12 protein-coding genes are annotated in these 15,823 nt (G+C 59.2%); 5 read left to right on the forward strand and 7 right to left on the reverse strand.

What is annotated here, in order from left to right; all coding sequences use genetic code 11:
* Nucleotides 1-61 precede the first annotated feature (61 nt).
* From rsmB to def, 4 genes are all read right to left on the reverse strand, one after another.
* A complete protein-coding gene (rsmB, locus tag ACYQ1A_RS03855; protein ID WP_499360364.1) occupies nucleotides 62-1,336 on the reverse strand; it encodes a 16S rRNA (cytosine(967)-C(5))-methyltransferase RsmB in 1,275 nt (424 codons plus the stop codon).
* 2 nt (nucleotides 1,337-1,338) lie between these two features.
* Entirely contained in the window at nucleotides 1,339-2,205 is an 867-nt protein-coding gene (htpX, locus tag ACYQ1A_RS03860) for a zinc metalloprotease HtpX (protein ID WP_062222671.1), read from the reverse strand.
* 201 nt (nucleotides 2,206-2,406) lie between these two features.
* On the reverse strand, nucleotides 2,407-3,333 hold the full coding sequence (fmt, locus tag ACYQ1A_RS03865; RefSeq protein WP_499360366.1) for a methionyl-tRNA formyltransferase: 927 nt from the start codon (nucleotides 3,331-3,333) through the stop codon (nucleotides 2,407-2,409).
* Nucleotides 3,334-3,445: 112 nt separating this feature from the next.
* Nucleotides 3,446-3,949, reverse strand: a complete 504-nt coding sequence (def, locus tag ACYQ1A_RS03870; RefSeq protein ID WP_499360368.1) for a peptide deformylase — start codon at nucleotides 3,947-3,949, stop codon at nucleotides 3,446-3,448.
* A 172-nt stretch (nucleotides 3,950-4,121) separates the two neighbouring features.
* Here def and ACYQ1A_RS03875 point away from each other — a divergent pair, with 172 nt between their 5' ends.
* From ACYQ1A_RS03875 to ACYQ1A_RS03895, 5 genes are all read left to right on the forward strand, one after another.
* Complete coding sequence (locus ACYQ1A_RS03875) at nucleotides 4,122-5,174, forward strand: LysM peptidoglycan-binding domain-containing protein (RefSeq protein WP_499360370.1); 1,053 nt, start codon at nucleotides 4,122-4,124, stop codon at nucleotides 5,172-5,174.
* A gap of 44 nt (nucleotides 5,175-5,218) precedes the next feature.
* Nucleotides 5,219-6,283: a DNA-processing protein DprA gene (gene dprA, locus ACYQ1A_RS03880; protein WP_499360371.1), complete on the forward strand. Its 1,065-nt coding sequence runs from the start codon at nucleotides 5,219-5,221 to the stop codon at nucleotides 6,281-6,283.
* 72 nt (nucleotides 6,284-6,355) lie between these two features.
* A complete protein-coding gene (locus ACYQ1A_RS03885; protein WP_499360373.1) occupies nucleotides 6,356-6,844 on the forward strand; it encodes a DUF494 family protein in 489 nt (162 codons plus the stop codon).
* A gap of 44 nt (nucleotides 6,845-6,888) precedes the next feature.
* The gene (gene topA / locus ACYQ1A_RS03890; RefSeq protein WP_053939788.1) at nucleotides 6,889-9,177 is read left to right on the forward strand and encodes a type I DNA topoisomerase; all 2,289 of its coding nucleotides are present in this window, start codon (nucleotides 6,889-6,891) and stop codon (nucleotides 9,175-9,177) included.
* Between the two features lie 95 nt (nucleotides 9,178-9,272).
* Nucleotides 9,273-11,891 (forward strand): sensor domain-containing phosphodiesterase, encoded by a 2,619-nt coding sequence (locus ACYQ1A_RS03895; protein ID WP_499360376.1) that lies wholly within the window; start codon nucleotides 9,273-9,275, stop codon nucleotides 11,889-11,891.
* A gap of 727 nt (nucleotides 11,892-12,618) precedes the next feature.
* Here the strand turns inward: ACYQ1A_RS03895 and groL are convergent.
* The 3 genes from groL to ACYQ1A_RS03910 all read right to left on the reverse strand — a co-directional run bounded on the left by groL (nucleotide 12,619) and on the right by ACYQ1A_RS03910 (nucleotide 15,770).
* Nucleotides 12,619-14,259 carry a chaperonin GroEL gene (gene groL / locus ACYQ1A_RS03900; protein ID WP_499360378.1) on the reverse strand — a complete coding sequence of 547 codons (1,641 nt, stop codon included), beginning with the start codon at nucleotides 14,257-14,259 and terminating at the stop codon, nucleotides 12,619-12,621.
* Between the two features lie 65 nt (nucleotides 14,260-14,324).
* Complete coding sequence (locus ACYQ1A_RS03905) at nucleotides 14,325-14,615, reverse strand: co-chaperone GroES (RefSeq protein ID WP_499360381.1); 291 nt, start codon at nucleotides 14,613-14,615, stop codon at nucleotides 14,325-14,327.
* 393 nt (nucleotides 14,616-15,008) lie between these two features.
* A complete protein-coding gene (locus tag ACYQ1A_RS03910; protein WP_499360382.1) occupies nucleotides 15,009-15,770 on the reverse strand; it encodes an alpha/beta fold hydrolase in 762 nt (253 codons plus the stop codon).
* Nucleotides 15,771-15,823: the final 53 nt, after the last annotated feature.

The following is a 15,823-nucleotide window of genomic DNA, read 5'->3' on the forward strand; positions in this document are numbered from 1 at the left end:
CGTCACCATCAAAAGCCAGACCAGCAGCAAGCCGCACCACGAACGGGTGCGGCGTGACCACTTAGCGGGCTTTTTGAAAAAGGGCGTAATAAAAACCATCGTGCTCCGGGTTCGGCAAGAGCTGACCGTCGTCGGCTGTTCCCACGTTCACCGGCAGGCGCTGTGCATCGGCGTTACGCGCCGCGAAGGCAGCTGCCTGATCCTTGTTCTCAGCCGGGAATATCGAGCACGTAGCATAGAGGAGTTTGCCGCCCGGAGCCACCAAACCCCACAGCGCATCCAGCATTACGGCTTGTTGTTGCGCAAACTGGACAATATCTTCCGGCCGCCGCAACCATTTGATATCCGGATGACGGCGTGCCACGCCACTGGCCGAGCACGGCACGTCGGCCAGCACGCGATCAAACGGCGTGCCATCCCACCATTCTTTGGGGCGCGAGGCGTCGCCGCGCACCAGTTTTGCCGACAGACCCAGGCGTTGCAGATTGTCGCCCACGCGCGTCAAGCGCTGGGCATCGCTATCAACAGCGGTGAGGTCGAGCGTGGCGGTTTCCAGCAAATGCCCGGTTTTGCCGCCCGGTGCGGAACACGCGTCCAGCACGCGCATGCCGTCGTGCACATCCAGCAACTGAGCGGCATATTGCGCGCCCAGATCTTGCACCGAAACCAGGCCATCAAAAAAGCCAGGCAAGCGATCAACGCCAACGGGATAACGCAGGCGGATGGCGTCTTTGCCGGTTACCGTGGCTTCGAGGCTGGCTTCGGCCAACAGCGCCATATATTGCTCCACGCTGCTGCGATGCCGATTTACGCGCAGGGTGAGCGGCGGATGCTGGTTGCCGGCGTTGAGAATGCTTTCCCAATGCTCGGGCCAGGCTTCACGCATGGCATTGACCCACCATTGCGGATGCGACCACTTGCCATAATCGTTATGGCGCGCTTCGTTCAGGATGGTGTCGCGACGGCGCAAAAAGTTACGCAGGATGGCATTGACCAGGCCTTTGCCCTGGCCCGAGCCGGTATGCGACGCCACTTTGACGGCATGGTCGACCACGCTGTAGGGCGCTGCACGGGTGAACTGCAACTGATACAGGCACACCAGCAACAAGGCTTTGAGCGCCGGTTCATGCACCGGTTTGTTCAGCAGCAATTTGAGCGTGTTATCGAGCAGGCCGAAGTGGCGCAGCGTGCCGTAGCTCAGGTCCTGAATGGCACCGCGTTGTTGCGGGCGCAAATCAGGCATGGCCTTCCAGAGCTCGCTCAGCGCCTCAGTCAGGGTTTGCCCGGCCAGCACGGCGCTCAGCGATTGGGATGCGTATTTTTGCGTTGCGAACATACTTACTCGTGGTTGATCAGGATTTCGCCGCGCGCGATGGCCTGCAAGCGCGCAATGCGCTCTTCGGTGCGCGGATGGGTACGGAACAGATCAGACAATCCACCGCCATGCAGCGGGTTCATGATCATCATCTGCGCCGTGGCAGGATGTGCTTCGGCAACGGGCATCGGAATGCCCGAAGCATAGTATTCGATCTTGCGTAGCGCTTCGGCCAGGGCCAGCGGATCGCCAGAGATCCGCGCGCCGCCTGCGTCAGCGCCAAATTCACGCGCCCGCGAGATGGCCATCTGGATCACCGACGCCGCCAGCGGCGCCAGGATGGCCACCGCAATCCCGACGACGGGATTCACCGAGCGGCCGTTCTCATCGCGCCCGCCAAAGAACATGGCAAAGTTGGCCAGCGCCGAAATTGCCCCGGCCATGGTGGCGCTGATGGTCGAAATCAGAATATCGCGGTGTTTGACGTGCGCCAGTTCATGCGCCATCACACCGCGCAATTCGCGGTGCGACAACATGCGCATGATGCCGGTGGTACATGCCACGGCGGCATTTTCCGGGTTGCGGCCGGTGGCAAAGGCATTGGGTTGGTCCTCTTCAATCACATACACCCGGGGCATGGGCAGATTGGCGTTGGCCGCCAGTTCGCGCACCATTGCTACCAGCTCGGGTGCGGTGTGGTCGTCGACGGGGTGCGCGTTATACATGCGCAACACCATCTTGTCGGAATTCCAGTAGGCAAACAGATTCATGCCGCCGCCAAACAGCAACGCCAGCAACATGCCGCTGCGGCCGCCAATCAAACCACCGATCAGTCCGAACAGCGCCACGATCGCGGCCATCAGCATGGTCGTTTTAATCCAGTTATTCATATGAGCCTCGAGTGCCCGGGGGAGACCGGCGCAAGTTGACAGTGCCTGCCTTTACGCAGTGCGAAGGCGAGCGATTTTTTTCTGGGCTGTCGTACGCTGCGGCGCACCACAGCCTTCAGCATAGATTGCCTTGGTCAGGAAAAATTCAACGATTGCCCATCGGTATGCTGCAATGCGTTGCACTGCAGCAGCGAGTTTGCCTTAGCTGCCCAGTACGCTGCCCAGCGGCAGGGCGTTGCCAGCCAGAAACGCCGCCGCATCCATGCGTTTGCTACCGGCTTTCTGCAATTCGGTTACGGCCAGCGCAGCGTCGCCGCAGGCTACAACTACGCCGTCTTTGCTGGCAGCAAGCACTGTGCCAGGCGTACCGCTGGCGCTGACTGGCGTAGCGCGCCACAGCTTGAGTGGCTCGCCGGCCCAGGTGGTTTGCGCCGAAGGGAAGGGATTGAAGGCGCGGATCATGCGGTCCAGCGTCAGGGCGGGCAGGGTCCAGTCGATTGCCGATTCTTCTTTGCGCAATTTTTCGGCATAGGTCACGCCGTCTACGGGCTGCGGCTGGCGTTGTTGTTGCAGGGCGGGTAGATCGGCCAGTGCGGCGACGATGGCGCTGGCACCGGCTGCGGCCAGTTTGTCGTGCAGGCTGGCGGCGTTGTCAGTCGGCAAAATCGCCACCGGATGCATGCTGAGCATGTCGCCGGTATCCAGCCCCGCGTCCATTTGCATGATGGTGATGCCGGTTTCGGCATCGCCCGCCAGAATGGCACGCTGGATCGGCGCTGCACCACGCCAGCGCGGCAGCAAAGAGCCGTGGATATTCAGGCAACCCAGGCGTGGGATATCCAGCACCGCTTGCGGCAGGATCAGGCCGTAGGCCGCCACCACCATCAAATCAGCGCCGACCGCATGCAAGGGCGCTTGCTGCTCAGCGCTGCGTAACTTCTCGGGTTGATACACCGGCAGATTGTGTTGCAGTGCCACTTGCTTGACCGCCGAGGGGGTCAGCTTCATGCCGCGGCCCGCGGGGCGGTCGGGTTGAGTCAGCACCATGGCGATCTCGTGGCCCGCTTCGATCAGCGCTTTAAGCGCGCTGGCGGCAAATTCGGGCGTACCGGCAAAAATCAGTTTCATGCTGCATGACTCCAGGCAGGGCAGGGTATTTCAGGTTCCGGGCGGGCGGTACGAAATGCAACGGCCGGGCGCGCAGATGAATGCGGCCCGGCCGTTGTATTTTTGATCGCAATCAGACGTTGGCGCGTTGCGATTTTTTCAGCTTCTGCACAATGCGGTTAAGCTTGAGCCGCGACAGTTTTTCTACAAATACTTTGCCTTCCAGATGATCCATTTCGTGCTGGATGCAAACTGCCAGTAAGCCATCGGCAGATAATTTGAATTCTTTACCGTTGCGATCAAGCGCAGAAACGCGAATGTGTTCAGCGCGTTGCACTTCTTCGTAAATACCTGGAACAGAAAGGCAACCCTCTTCCGAATTGCAGCTGCCGTCCATCTCAAGAATCCGGGGGTTGATCAGGACAAGCAAATCATCTTTGCTTTCAGAAATATCAATTGTGATAAGACGTTCATGCACATTGACCTGCGTGGCGGCAAGGCCGATGCCAGGTGCGGCGTACATGGTTTCCGCCATATCATCGATCAGTTGTTGCAGTTTGTCGTCAAACACGGTGACCGGTTTTGCCACCGTGTGTAAACGATCATCGGGATACTGCAGGATATTCAGGATTGCCATGTTTGCTTGCGGCTCAAAAAGTTTGTATGCAGAATCTGCTGCGATTCGAATCAAATATGAAGAAACAACTTACCGCTCAGGGTTTTAATAGTTGTTTCCCCGGAACCGCGATACCTTGCGGCTCCCCGATTTTTCATCCGGCAATACGTTGCCAGATTTGATGGGTTTGACCATGCGTAAAACAATTATATCTCTACTTTTCGCCATCAGCGGTGTCGCTGGTCTGGCGCATGCCGATACGCTGGCGATGCAAGACAACGCACCCGACCGGTATGTGGTGGTCAAGGGCGATACCTTGTGGGCGATTTCGGGGCATTTTCTCAAGCAACCGTGGCGCTGGCCCGAAATCTGGCAACTGAACAAGGAAGAGATCAAAAACCCGCACTGGATCTATCCAGGCGACGTGGTCTTGCTCGACCGCACGGGTGGCACACCGCGTTTGCGTTTGCTTAAAGGCTCAACTGGGGGCGCTCGCAACGAAGTCAAGTTGTCGCCGTCGGGTCGGATTACCCCGCTGGATAACAACGCCGTGCCCAGCATCCCGTTGTTGGCCATCCGTCCCTTCCTTAACAAGCCGCTGGTTATCGAAGAAAACGAGCTGCTGAACGCACCGCGCGTGGCGGCCGGCCCGGATGAGCGTGTGGTATTTGCCGTCGGCGACCGCGTATACGCAGTGAATCTGAACGGCAAGGAAGGCGAAATCTGGCAAGCCTATCGCCCCGGGGCGCCGTTGATTGATCCGGATGATCCCGAGCACAAACGCGTGATCGGGCATCAGGTGGATTATCTGGGCGACCTGCGTCTGGAGAAGAGTGCCGACGTCTCTACCCTGCACGTGTTGTCGTCGAAAGAAGAAATCGGCGAGGGCGCCCGACTGGTGCGCGCCACTGAAGAAACCTATATGAACTACGCGCCGCATGCGCCGGCGCAAAAAGTAACGGGCAAAGTGGTTTCCGCCTACGGCGGTGTGGCCGACGCAGGCCCCTACACCACGCTGGTGATTAACCGTGGTTCGGCCGACGGGCTGGATATCGGTTCGGTCATGGTCACCTGGAAAGCCGGGCGGCCCATCAAGAAAGAAGACAAGAACGAGCCGGATCGCGTTACGCCGCCGGAACAAAGTGGCAACTTGTTCGTCTACCGCGTGTTCCCGCACTTTTCTTACGGACTGTTGATGGATAGCACGTTGCCTGTAAATGTGGCCGATGAGGTGACATCGCCTTGACGCACGACGACGCGGACCTGGCCGCCTGGCTACGGTTCGCGCTTGTGCCCGGTATCGGGTTACGCCGCCAGCTGATTCTGTTGCAAGCCCTGGGCTCGCCGCAGAATGTGCTGGCGGCGTCGTTTGGAACGCTCAGCAAAACGCTGGCCGAACCGGATAAGGCACAAGCCTTTATTGATTTTGCCGCTGGCCCCGAACCGGCGCTGGTGGCGCAGACGCGCGCATGGCTGGCCCAGCAGGGCCACCGCATGGTGTGTCTGGGCGATGACGCCTATCCCCCACAATTCCTGGAATTACCCGACGCACCGCTGTTCTTCTTTTGCAAAGGGCGCGTCGAGCTGTTGGCGCAGCCAGCGCTGGCCATCGTGGGCAGTCGCAATGCCACGCCGGGCGCTATCGAAAATGCTGAGCGCTTTGCCGAAACGCTGAGCGCGTCCGGCATGACCGTGGTCAGCGGCATGGCCGCCGGCATCGATGCCGCGGCGCATCGCGGTGGCTTGCGGGGGCAGGGCAGCACCATCGCCTTTGTCGGCACCGGGCTGGACCGGGTTTATCCCGCCAGCAACCGGCAACTGGCGCACGACATCGCTGCCGCTGGTCTGATCGTTTCTGAATTCATGTTGGGCGAAGGCCCGATCAAAGATCATTTTCCCCGCCGTAATCGCTTGATTGCTGCATTGGCGCGCGGTTGCCTGGTGGTGGAGGCGGCCATGGGCTCGGGGTCTTTGATTACCGCACGCCAGGCCAACGAGATGGGACGCGAGGTGTTTGCCATCCCCGGATCCATCCATTCGCCGCTGGCCAAGGGTTGTCACTATCTAATAAAGCAAGGCGCCAAACTGGTCGAGAGCGCCGAGGACATCATGGGCGAGCTGGCCTGGGACAGCGGCGCAGTACAGACCGCATTAGTGCCTGCCCAGCCCGCACCCGCGCTTGATGCTACCGAGCAGAAAGTACTCCAGGCCGCCGGTTTTGACCCGGTCGACGTCGACACGCTGGGCTTGCGCGTCGGCTTGACGCCGGATCGGCTGTGCGCAATCCTCCTCGCTCTGGAAATGAAAGGCGCCCTGTTTACGCTGCCGGGAAACCGGTATCAGCGACGAGCCTGAACCCACCTGGAACCCGGTCTTGCGGAAAGCAGCAACTTGAATTGATGTTGTGCTGCCTTCAGTTTCCGGGTAGTGATTAAAAAAGACGTCGAGGTTGCTCAGGTTTATATGCTGGAAGTGCTTGCTTATCTTTTTGAACAGTTTTATCAGTCCGAAAGCGAACCGGATGTGTCGCTACTGGCCACCAAACTGGCCAGTGCCGGCTTTGAACAGGATGACATTGCGCAAGCGTTGACCTGGCTGGCCGAGCTGAATCGGGTCGATACCGGGCGCTATGCCGCGCTGGGCGATTTGCCGTTGCGGCATCTGCACCCGGCCGAGCTGGCCCGCTTTGATGAAGAAGCGCTGGCTTACTGGTTATACCTGCAACAAGCCCGTGTACTGGGCAGCGCCGAGCGCGAGCTGGCGCTGGATCTGGTGATGGGCGCGGCGCCTGGCGAAATTTCGCAAGAACGGTTGCAGTTGATTGTATTGATGGTCGTCTGGCGCAAGCGTGATGAACTGTCTAACCTGCTGATCGAAGAAATCCTGTTTGGCCGCGAAGGCTTTGTGCAGCACTAAGCGCACCGCGCGGCCCTGACCCACCCTGAACGTAACGGGAAATCATGCCCGCCAATCTGTTGATTGTAGAGTCGCCCTCCAAGGCGAAAACGCTGAAGAAATATCTGGGCAACGATTTTGAAATCCTTGCGTCGTACGGTCACGTCCGTGGCCTGGTGCGCAAGGATGGCTCGGTCGATACCGAGCATGACTTCAAGATGAAATACCAGGTTATCGACAAGAACAAAAAGCATGTCGATGCCATTTGTGCCGCCGTTAAAGATGCGCAGAACGTGTTTCTGGCAACTGACCCGGATCGCGAAGGTGAAGCGATCTCGTGGCACATCATGGAAATCCTGAAAGGTAAAAAGCTCACCACCAAAGACCGCACTTTCAAGCGCGTGGTGTTTCACGAGATTACCGAATCGGCCGTTAAAAACGCCGTGGCCAACCCGCGCGACATCGACGCCAATATGGTCGATGCGCAGCAGGCGCGTAGCGCGCTGGATTATCTGGTGGGCTTTAACCTGTCGCCGCTGCTGTGGCGCAAGGTGCGTTCCGGCTTGTCCGCCGGCCGCGTACAAAGCCCTGCGCTGCGCCTGATTTGCGAGCGTGAGCTGGAAATCCGCGCCTTTACCGCGCAGGAATACTGGACCATCCATCTCGACAGCCACAAGGCGCGCACCAAATTCAGCGCGCGTCTGTCGCAATGGCAAGGCAAAAAGCTCGATCAGTTTGATATCCCCAGCGAGACCTCGCAGGCCGATATCCTGAAAGCGCTGGAAGGCAAAGATGCCCGCGTTGCCAGCGTCGAGAAGAAAAAGAAATCGCGCAGCCCGGCCGCGCCGTTTACCACCTCCACGCTGCAACAAGAGGCCGTGCGCAAGCTGGGCATGACCACTGACCGCGCCATGCGCACTGCGCAACAGCTGTATGAAGGCGTGGATGTAGGCCAGGGCACGGTGGGTCTGATTACTTATATGCGTACTGACTCGGTGGCTTTGGCCAACGAAGCGCTGGACGAAATCCGCGGTTACATCGAAAGCAGCTTCGACAAGGATTACTTGCCGAACGCGCCGGTGACGTACAAAAACAAGGCCAAAAACGCACAAGAGGCGCACGAGGCCGTACGTCCGACGTCGATTCTGCGTACGCCTGACCAGGTCAAGCCCTACCTGTCGGCCGACCAGTTCAAGCTGTACCAGATGATCTGGAAGCGCACACTGGCGTGCCAGATGACGCCAGCGCGCTTTGATACCGTGGGTGTGGATATTCAGGTGGGCACGGAGGCCGTGTTCCGTGCTTCGGGCCAGACGCTGGTGTTCCCCGGCTTTATTGCCGTGTACCAGGAAGATCAGGATGACGTCGAGTCGGATGACGAAGACGAAGCCCGTCTGCCCGCGCTGGAAGAAGGCGAAGCACTGCCGGTGGATAAACTGAGCGGCGAGCAGCATTTTACCCAGCCGCCACCGCGTTATTCCGAAGCCAGCCTGGTTAAATCGCTGGAAGAATTCGGCATCGGCCGTCCGTCTACCTACGCGTCCATCATCAAGACGCTGAAGGATCGCGAGTACGTTGATCTGGATAAAAAGCGTTTTATCCCGACCGACACCGGCGAAGTGGTCAACAAGTTTCTGACCGACCACTTTACCCAGTACGTGGATTACAACTTCACTGCGCGGCTGGAAGATCAGCTGGATGAAATCTCCAACGGCACGCGCCAATGGATTCCGGTGCTGGATGAGTTCTGGACTCGCTTCCATCAACAAGTGGAAGAAAAACAGGGCTTGTCGCGCAAGGAAGTGACGCAGGAAGAGCTGGACGAAGCCTGCCCCAAATGCGGCAACAAGCTGGCGATTCGTCTGGGCAAGCGCGGTCGCTTTATCGGTTGCACCACCTATCCGGAATGCGATTACACCCGCAATCTGAATGAAGATGCCGATACCGCGCCGACCGAGCCCGAAGTGGTGGAAGGCCGCGTGTGCCCGGAAGACGGCGGCACGCTGATCATCAAGACCGGCCGTTACGGCAAGTTTATCGGTTGCGCCAACTACCCGAAGTGCAAGCACATCGAGCCGTTGGAAAAACCGAAAGACACTGGCGTGGAATGTCCGGTGTGCAACAAAGGCACGTTGACCGAAAAGAAAAGCCGCTACGGCAAGCTGTTCTATTCGTGCTCAACCTACCCCAAGTGCACATATGCAACATGGAATCCGCCCATCGCCGAGACCTGCCCGAAATGCCAGTGGCCGGTGCTGACGCTCAAGACCACCAAGCGTCGCGGCCTGGAAAAAGTGTGCCCGCAGAAGGAATGTGGCTACGCCGAACAGGTTTCTCCGCCGGACGCGAATTGACGCGGTAATTTTTACCCGCCAGACTCGCACCATCGAAATACGGATTAATACAAACGGCACCCTTATCCGGGTGCCGTTTTTATCCAGGTACGCAGATGGTCAAACCAGAATGGCTGGATGTGGATCCCCCCGGGCTGATGCTGGAGCGCGACGCCGGACTGTATCAGGCGTACTTCAACGCATTTGATCGGGTAGTGGGCCAACTCCTGGCCAACGAAGAGGGCGGCGGCATGACCGGCGCCCTTGCCGCTTTAGCCGACGTGACCCGCGCCAGCGTGGTCAGCTTGTATCTCAATACCCCCGACCGTAGCCGCCACGCCCGCTTGATGGCGGTGTGGCGTGATCAAGCCTGTCGCATTGCCGCTAGCACGCCGGAACACCTGCGCGTGATCGATTACCGCAGCTACGCGCTGATGGCCGATACGCTCACGGTAGGGATGGTGCTGAACAAATCGCTGCTCGAACTGCCCCTGGCCGAACAAATGTGGCTGGCGCAACTGGGCGCGCGCCGCTTGCTGTGTATTCCGCTGCTTGATCGCGGCGAGATGTTCGGCTTTTTGTGTTTCCTCGACGAAGACGAGCGCCGCGAGCGCAGCCGCGAAGAACTGCATTTGTTGTCGATGCTGGGCAATCATGTGGCGCAAGCGCTGGTGCGTTTGCGTACTGAAGATGCCCTGGTCGCCAACCAGCAACGCCTGCGCGCCCTGGTCGGTGCCACCGAGGACATGGTGTTCGAGCTGATGCCCGACGCCACCATCGGCCAGGTCTGGTCCAGTCATCCGGCCTTGCCGTCGCCCGACGCGCTGGCCGGCAAAATCCTGTTTGATGTTTTCCCCGCCGCGATGGCTGGCGAGCTGGAACGTGCGCTGACCATGGCGCTATCCACCCGCCGCACCCAGCAATGCAACTGTACGGTGCCCGGCATGACCGGGCCGGTCCATCTGTTGCTGCGCTTGCAGCCGGTGACGCTGGGCGAAGCGCGGGTGGTGGTGCTGGCGCACGACGTAACGACGCTGATGCGTGAGAGCGCCCAGCGCAAAGCCATGGCCGACACGCTGAATCTGCTGGAAGAAGCCGTGGTCGATCTCAGCCCGTGCGGCGATTTGCTGGATACCTCTCCGGCATGGGCGCGCTTGCGTGGCATGGATAGCCGCTTGCTGGCGGGCGAAATCGGCAAATCGTTGCATACCTGGATTTTTCCGGAAGACTCTGCCCGCGTGGCGGTGGCACTGCAGAAGTTGTCTGCGAGCGCGGATGTCACGCATATCCGTTTCCGGCTGGTACAAGCCTGCGGTGATCTGCTCTGGGTGGAGGCGCGGCTGATTGCCCAGCGCGATCATGCGGGCGTGTTGGAAGGGCTGCGCGGGGTATTGCGCGATGTGACCGTGGCGCATATGAACGAGCAGCACATTACGCAACTGGCGTTGTATGACGGTCTGACCCGACTGCCCAATCGCTTGATGCTGGATGAACAGCTGCACCAGGCCATCGAACGGGCGCGCCGCGACAACACCAAAGTGGCACTGGGTTTTCTGGATCTGGATCACTTCAAGCAAATCAACGACGCCTTTGGCCATCGCACCGGCGACCAGTTGCTGTGCGGCGTGGCCAAACAGCTGAAAGAAGCGCTGCGTGAGCAAGATACGCTGGCGCGTTGGGGCGGCGATGAGTTTGTAGTGCTGATTCCCGATCTGCCCGATACCGGCCATCTTAAAGAAATTACCGAACGTATCCGCAACACTGCACGCCAGGGCATGGCGCTGGAAGGGCTGGAAGCGCGCCCGACCATCAGTGCCGGTTTCGCGGTCTTTCCCGACAACGCCACGTCGGGCGAAGAATTGCTGTCGGCGGCCGACCACACCATGTATCACGCCAAGCACGCGGGCCGGAACAACGTGTGTTTCTACGGCGATATCCTGCATCTGAAGTCGATCGGGCGGGAACATGTCGCCATCCAGGCGCGCTTGTCCGACGCCATCCGCCATGGCGCCTTGCAGGTGTTTTACCAGCCTATCGTGAGCGCCCGCACGGGCGAGGTGTATGCGGTTGAGGCTTTGGCGCGCTGGAAAGACGGCAATGGCTGGATCAGCCCCGAGCTGTTTATTCCGATGGCGGAAAAGGTCGGCCTGATTCAGGAATTGTCCAGCGTGGTGGCCGAGCAAGCATTTGCCCAGCTACGCATCTGGCGCAATCACGGCCTATCGCAAAAGCTGATGCTCAATGTGTCGCGCACGCAGCTGTTTACCCCACAATTTGTCAGCGGCCTGATCGAGCGGCTAAACCAGCATCGCTTGCGCCCGGAAGACGTGATTATCGAAATCACCGAATCGGTGGCACTGACGGATTACGCGCGTCAGGTCAAACATCTGCGCCAGTTGATGGCGGCGGGGTTCCAGTTGGCGATTGATGATTTCGGCACGGGCTATTCGTCGCTGTCGCAATTGCATGACATGCCAGCCAGCGTGATCAAGGTGGATGTCTCCTTCGCCCAGCGACTGGACACCGACGCGGGCCGCCGCGTGATGCAGGCCATCGTGCAACTGGCGCAGGGACTGCAGCTCAAGATCATCGTCGAAGGCGTGGAAAGCCTGGAAGTCAGCCATTTTCTGCGCGATCTGGGCGTGGATTTCTTGCAAGGCTTTCACTTCAGCGAACCCGTACCCGCTGGCGTCGCCGAACTGTGGATGCGCTTGGGGCTCGCCAACAAGGCATAGGGTGGGTCATGACCCACCATTCAAAGCCGCCGATGCGCACCTCGCTGGTCGAAGTTTTCGCTTTGCCTGGCGTCCTGGACTCACAAAGCAAAGCCATTTGATGAGAGTCGTCTGGTATCTAATCTCTTGATGGCTTTGCCAGGTGGGTCACGACCCACCCTATAACTGCTCGGATTAGCCAGGCATAGGGTGGGTCATGACCCACCATTCAAAGCCGCCGATGCGCACCTCGCTGGTCGAAGTTTTCGCTTTGCCTGGCGTCCTTGACTCACAAAGCAAAGCCATTTGATGAGAGTCGTCTGGTATCAAATCTCTTGATGGCTTTGCCAGGTGGGTCACGACCCACCCTATAACTGCTCGGATTAGCCAGGCATAGGGTGGGTCATGACCCACCATTCAAGGCCGCCGCTGCGCACATCGCTGGTCGAAGTTTCCGCTTTGCCCGGCGTCCTTGACTCACAAAGCAAAGCCATTCGATGCGAATCGTCTGGTATCAAATCTCTTGATGACTTTGCTTGGTGGGTCACGACCCACCCTATGCATGGTGGATAAATCGCCGGTAGGGTGCGTTACCCGAAGGGCAACGCACATTTCGGGGCCAACGGCCCCGTACGGGGCCAACCCAGCATCCATGGCATACCCCAACGGTCCCCGACCCCAAACGCAAACAAAAAAAAAGGCCTTCCGAAGAAGGCCTTTTTCCATGGTGTTGCCAGAGAAGCCGGACTTAGAAGTCCATGCCGCCCATGCCACCCATACCGCCGCCGCCCGGCATGGCCGGAGCGTCGTCTTTCGGCAGCTCAGCCACCATTGCGTCGGTGGTCAGCAGCAGACCAGCGATCGATGCAGCGTGTTGCAGTGCCGAACGCGTTACCTTGGCCGGATCCAGCACGCCGATGGCAACCAGATCACCGTATTCGCCGGTAGCGGCGTTGTAACCGAAGTTACCGGTGCCTTCCACCACGCGGTTAACCACCACGCTCGGCTCGTCGCCAGCGTTGGCCACGATCTGACGCAGCGGTGCTTCGATGGCTTTCAGCACGATCTTGATACCAGCGTCTTGATCGGCGTTCAGGCCCTTCAGCTCGCCCAGGTTGGCACGGGCACGCAGCAGCGCAACACCGCCGCCAGGCACAATGCCTTCTTCCACTGCAGCACGGGTGGCGTGCAGGGCATCTTCAACGCGGGCTTTCTTCTCTTTCATTTCGACTTCAGTCGCAGCGCCAACCTTGATCACTGCAACGCCGCCGGCCAGCTTGGCCACGCGTTCTTGCAGTTTTTCACGGTCGTAATCGCTGCTGGCTTCTTCGATCTGGCTACGGATCTGGCCAACGCGGGCCTTGATCGTGTCTTCCGAACCTGCGCCGTCGATGATGGTGGTGTTTTCTTTACCCACTTCGATGCGCTTGGCCTGGCCCAGCTCAGCCAGCGTGGTCTTCTCGAGCGTCAGACCCACTTCTTCAGCGATCACGGTACCGCCAGTCAGGATGGCGATATCTTCCAGCATGGCTTTACGACGATCACCAAAGCCCGGTGCCTTGACAGCAACAGTCTTCAGAATGCCGCGGATGTTGTTGACCACCAGGGTAGCCAGCGCTTCGCCATCGACATCTTCAGCGATGATCAGCAGCGGGCGGCCCGACTTGGCCACTTGTTCCAGCACCGGCAGCAGATCACGGATGTTGCTGATTTTCTTGTCGAACAGCAGCACAAACGGATTGTCCAGCAGGGCAATCTGTTTTTCCGGGTTGTTGATGAAGTACGGGCTCAGGTAGCCGCGGTCGAATTGCATACCTTCAACCACTGCCAGTTCGTCTTCGAGGCCGGAACCGTCTTCAATGGTGATGACGCCTTCCTTGCCCACTTTGTCCATTGCTTCAGCAATCTTGGCGCCGACGATTTCGTCGCTGTTGGCCGAGATGGAACCGACTTGCGCGATTTCCTTGCTGGTGGTGGTCGGCTTGGCAATCTTCTTCAGTTCTTCAACCAGAGCGATCACAGCCTTGTCGATACCGCGCTTCAGATCGGTCGGGTTGAAACCGGCGGCCACGTACTTCAGGCCTTCGTTAACAATGCCTTGCGCCAGCACGGTGGCGGTGGTGGTGCCATCGCCTGCGATATCGGAAGTCTTGGAGGCAACTTCTTTAACCAGTTGCGCGCCCATGTTTTCGAACTTGTCTTTCAGTTCGATTTCTTTAGCTACCGACACACCGTCTTTGGTGATGGTCGGGGCGCCAAAGCTGCGCTCCAGCACCACGTTACGGCCTTTCGGGCCCAGCGTTACCTTGACTGCATCGGCGAGGATGTTTACGCCAGCGACCATGCGCGAACGCGCGGAATCACCAAACTTGACTTCTTTAGCTGCCATTATTTATTACTCCTGCAAATCTGGAAGGGAATAGCGGGGTACTACGCGACTGCCACGGCGGGCAATCAGCCTTCGAGTACACCGAAGATGTCTTCTTCGCGAACAACCAGCAGTTCTTCGCCATCAACCTTGACGGTCTGGCCGCTGTATTTGCCGAGGATGACCTTATCGCCAACCTTCACCGACAGTTCACGCACAGAACCGTTGTCCAGCACTTTGCCAGTGCCGATCGCGATAACCTCGCCCAGATCAGGCTTCTCGGCCGCAGCGCCCGGCAACACGATACCGGATGCGGTTTTTTCTTCGGCTTCTACACGCTTGATCACAACGCGGTCATGCAAAGGACGGATCTTCATCGTTCACTCTCCTGTTCAGAAATCCTGAGGCCATGAAATGTTAGAAGGGGCCTGCAAGGCCCCGTTAGCACTCCCGACTAACGAGTGCCAATAATAGTGATGGACTGTAACCTTTTCAAGGCCGGAAAGCGTTTTAGTGCGAGGCGGTAGGGGCGGCGGGAGCGAATACCGTGGCAACGGCCGGGCTCTACCGGATGGCCGAGGCCGTTTCAAAATTAATCAGGGCATAGTACGGCTGCCTTGATGTGTGGCCCGGCGGCTCGGGCCACAGCGGTGCCAATGGGTTGCGGGCTGGTGCAGCAGCGGGATGCTGGCGCTCGATCTCGCTGACCGCCGCGCAAACAAAAAGGCGGACCGCAGCGGTCCGCCTTTGTGGTATCCAGGGGCACTGGTTTATTGCGCCGCCACGCTTTGCACCGCCTCAATAATCACCTTGGCCACTTCTTCCGGATGCGACTGCTGCGGCACATGGCTCGACGGCAGGGTGGTGGTCTTTGCATTCAGCTTTTTGGCGTAATCGCGTTCCAGGTCTGGCTGGATCATGCGGTCGTTGGACGACACGATGTACCAGTTGGGGCGGGTGCTCCAGGCGGCGGCGGTGACTTTTTCGCCAAACGCTTTGGCGGCGATCGGGCCTTGGGTGGCGGCCATCACGTCGGTGCGGCTACGCGGCAGATCCTGGGCAAAGTAGTTGGCCACGCCGTCGGCCGACAGCGACAGATAACCGCTGGCATCGGCTTGCAGATGCTTGATGCCTTCCGGCACCGGGTATTGTTTGCCTTGGTCAGCGGTGGATTGGCCGGCGTCCGGGGCGAAGGCGGCGACGTAGACCAGCGCGGCTACTTTCGGGTCGTTACCGGCCTGGGTGATGACGGTGCCGCCCCAGGAATGGCCCACCAGCACCACGCGGCCGGGGGCGTTGGCGATGGCGCGTTGGGCGGCGGTGACGTCGCCTTGCAGTGAGTCCAGGCTGTTTTGCACCGCGGTCACCTTGATGCCTTTGGCTTGCAGATAAGGGATCACGTGGGACCAATCCGAGCCATCGGCAAATGCGCCGTGTACGATCACGACGGTGGGGGTTTCAGCGGCATGGGCAACGCCAGCAGAGAGGGCAAAAGTGGCAACAGCAGCGGCAATCAGTTTACGAGCAGTCATGATCAATCTCCGAGGTATGGGTTGGTTTGCAGCACAGGACCAAGTATCCGCAG

It is taken from the genome of Silvimonas sp. JCM 19000, assembly GCF_054652575.1.

What these genes read in the sequence shown, in the direction of transcription:
- rsmB (WP_499360364.1), bottom strand. Translation starts at nt 1,336, where the DNA reads ATGTTCGCAACGCAAAAATACGCATCCCAATCGCTGAGCGCCGTGCTG.
- htpX (WP_062222671.1), bottom strand. Translation starts at nt 2,205, where the DNA reads ATGAATAACTGGATTAAAACGACCATGCTGATGGCCGCGATCGTGGCG.
- fmt (WP_499360366.1), bottom strand. Translation starts at nt 3,333, where the DNA reads ATGAAACTGATTTTTGCCGGTACGCCCGAATTTGCCGCCAGCGCGCTT.
- def (WP_499360368.1), bottom strand. Translation starts at nt 3,949, where the DNA reads ATGGCAATCCTGAATATCCTGCAGTATCCCGATGATCGTTTACACACG.
- ACYQ1A_RS03875 (WP_499360370.1), top strand. Translation starts at nt 4,122, where the DNA reads ATGCGTAAAACAATTATATCTCTACTTTTCGCCATCAGCGGTGTCGCT.
- topA (WP_053939788.1), top strand. Translation starts at nt 6,889, where the DNA reads ATGCCCGCCAATCTGTTGATTGTAGAGTCGCCCTCCAAGGCGAAAACG.
- ACYQ1A_RS03895 (WP_499360376.1), top strand. Translation starts at nt 9,273, where the DNA reads ATGGTCAAACCAGAATGGCTGGATGTGGATCCCCCCGGGCTGATGCTG.
- groL (WP_499360378.1), bottom strand. Translation starts at nt 14,259, where the DNA reads ATGGCAGCTAAAGAAGTCAAGTTTGGTGATTCCGCGCGTTCGCGCATG.
- ACYQ1A_RS03905 (WP_499360381.1), bottom strand. Translation starts at nt 14,615, where the DNA reads ATGAAGATCCGTCCTTTGCATGACCGCGTTGTGATCAAGCGTGTAGAA.
- ACYQ1A_RS03910 (WP_499360382.1), bottom strand. Translation starts at nt 15,770, where the DNA reads ATGACTGCTCGTAAACTGATTGCCGCTGCTGTTGCCACTTTTGCCCTC.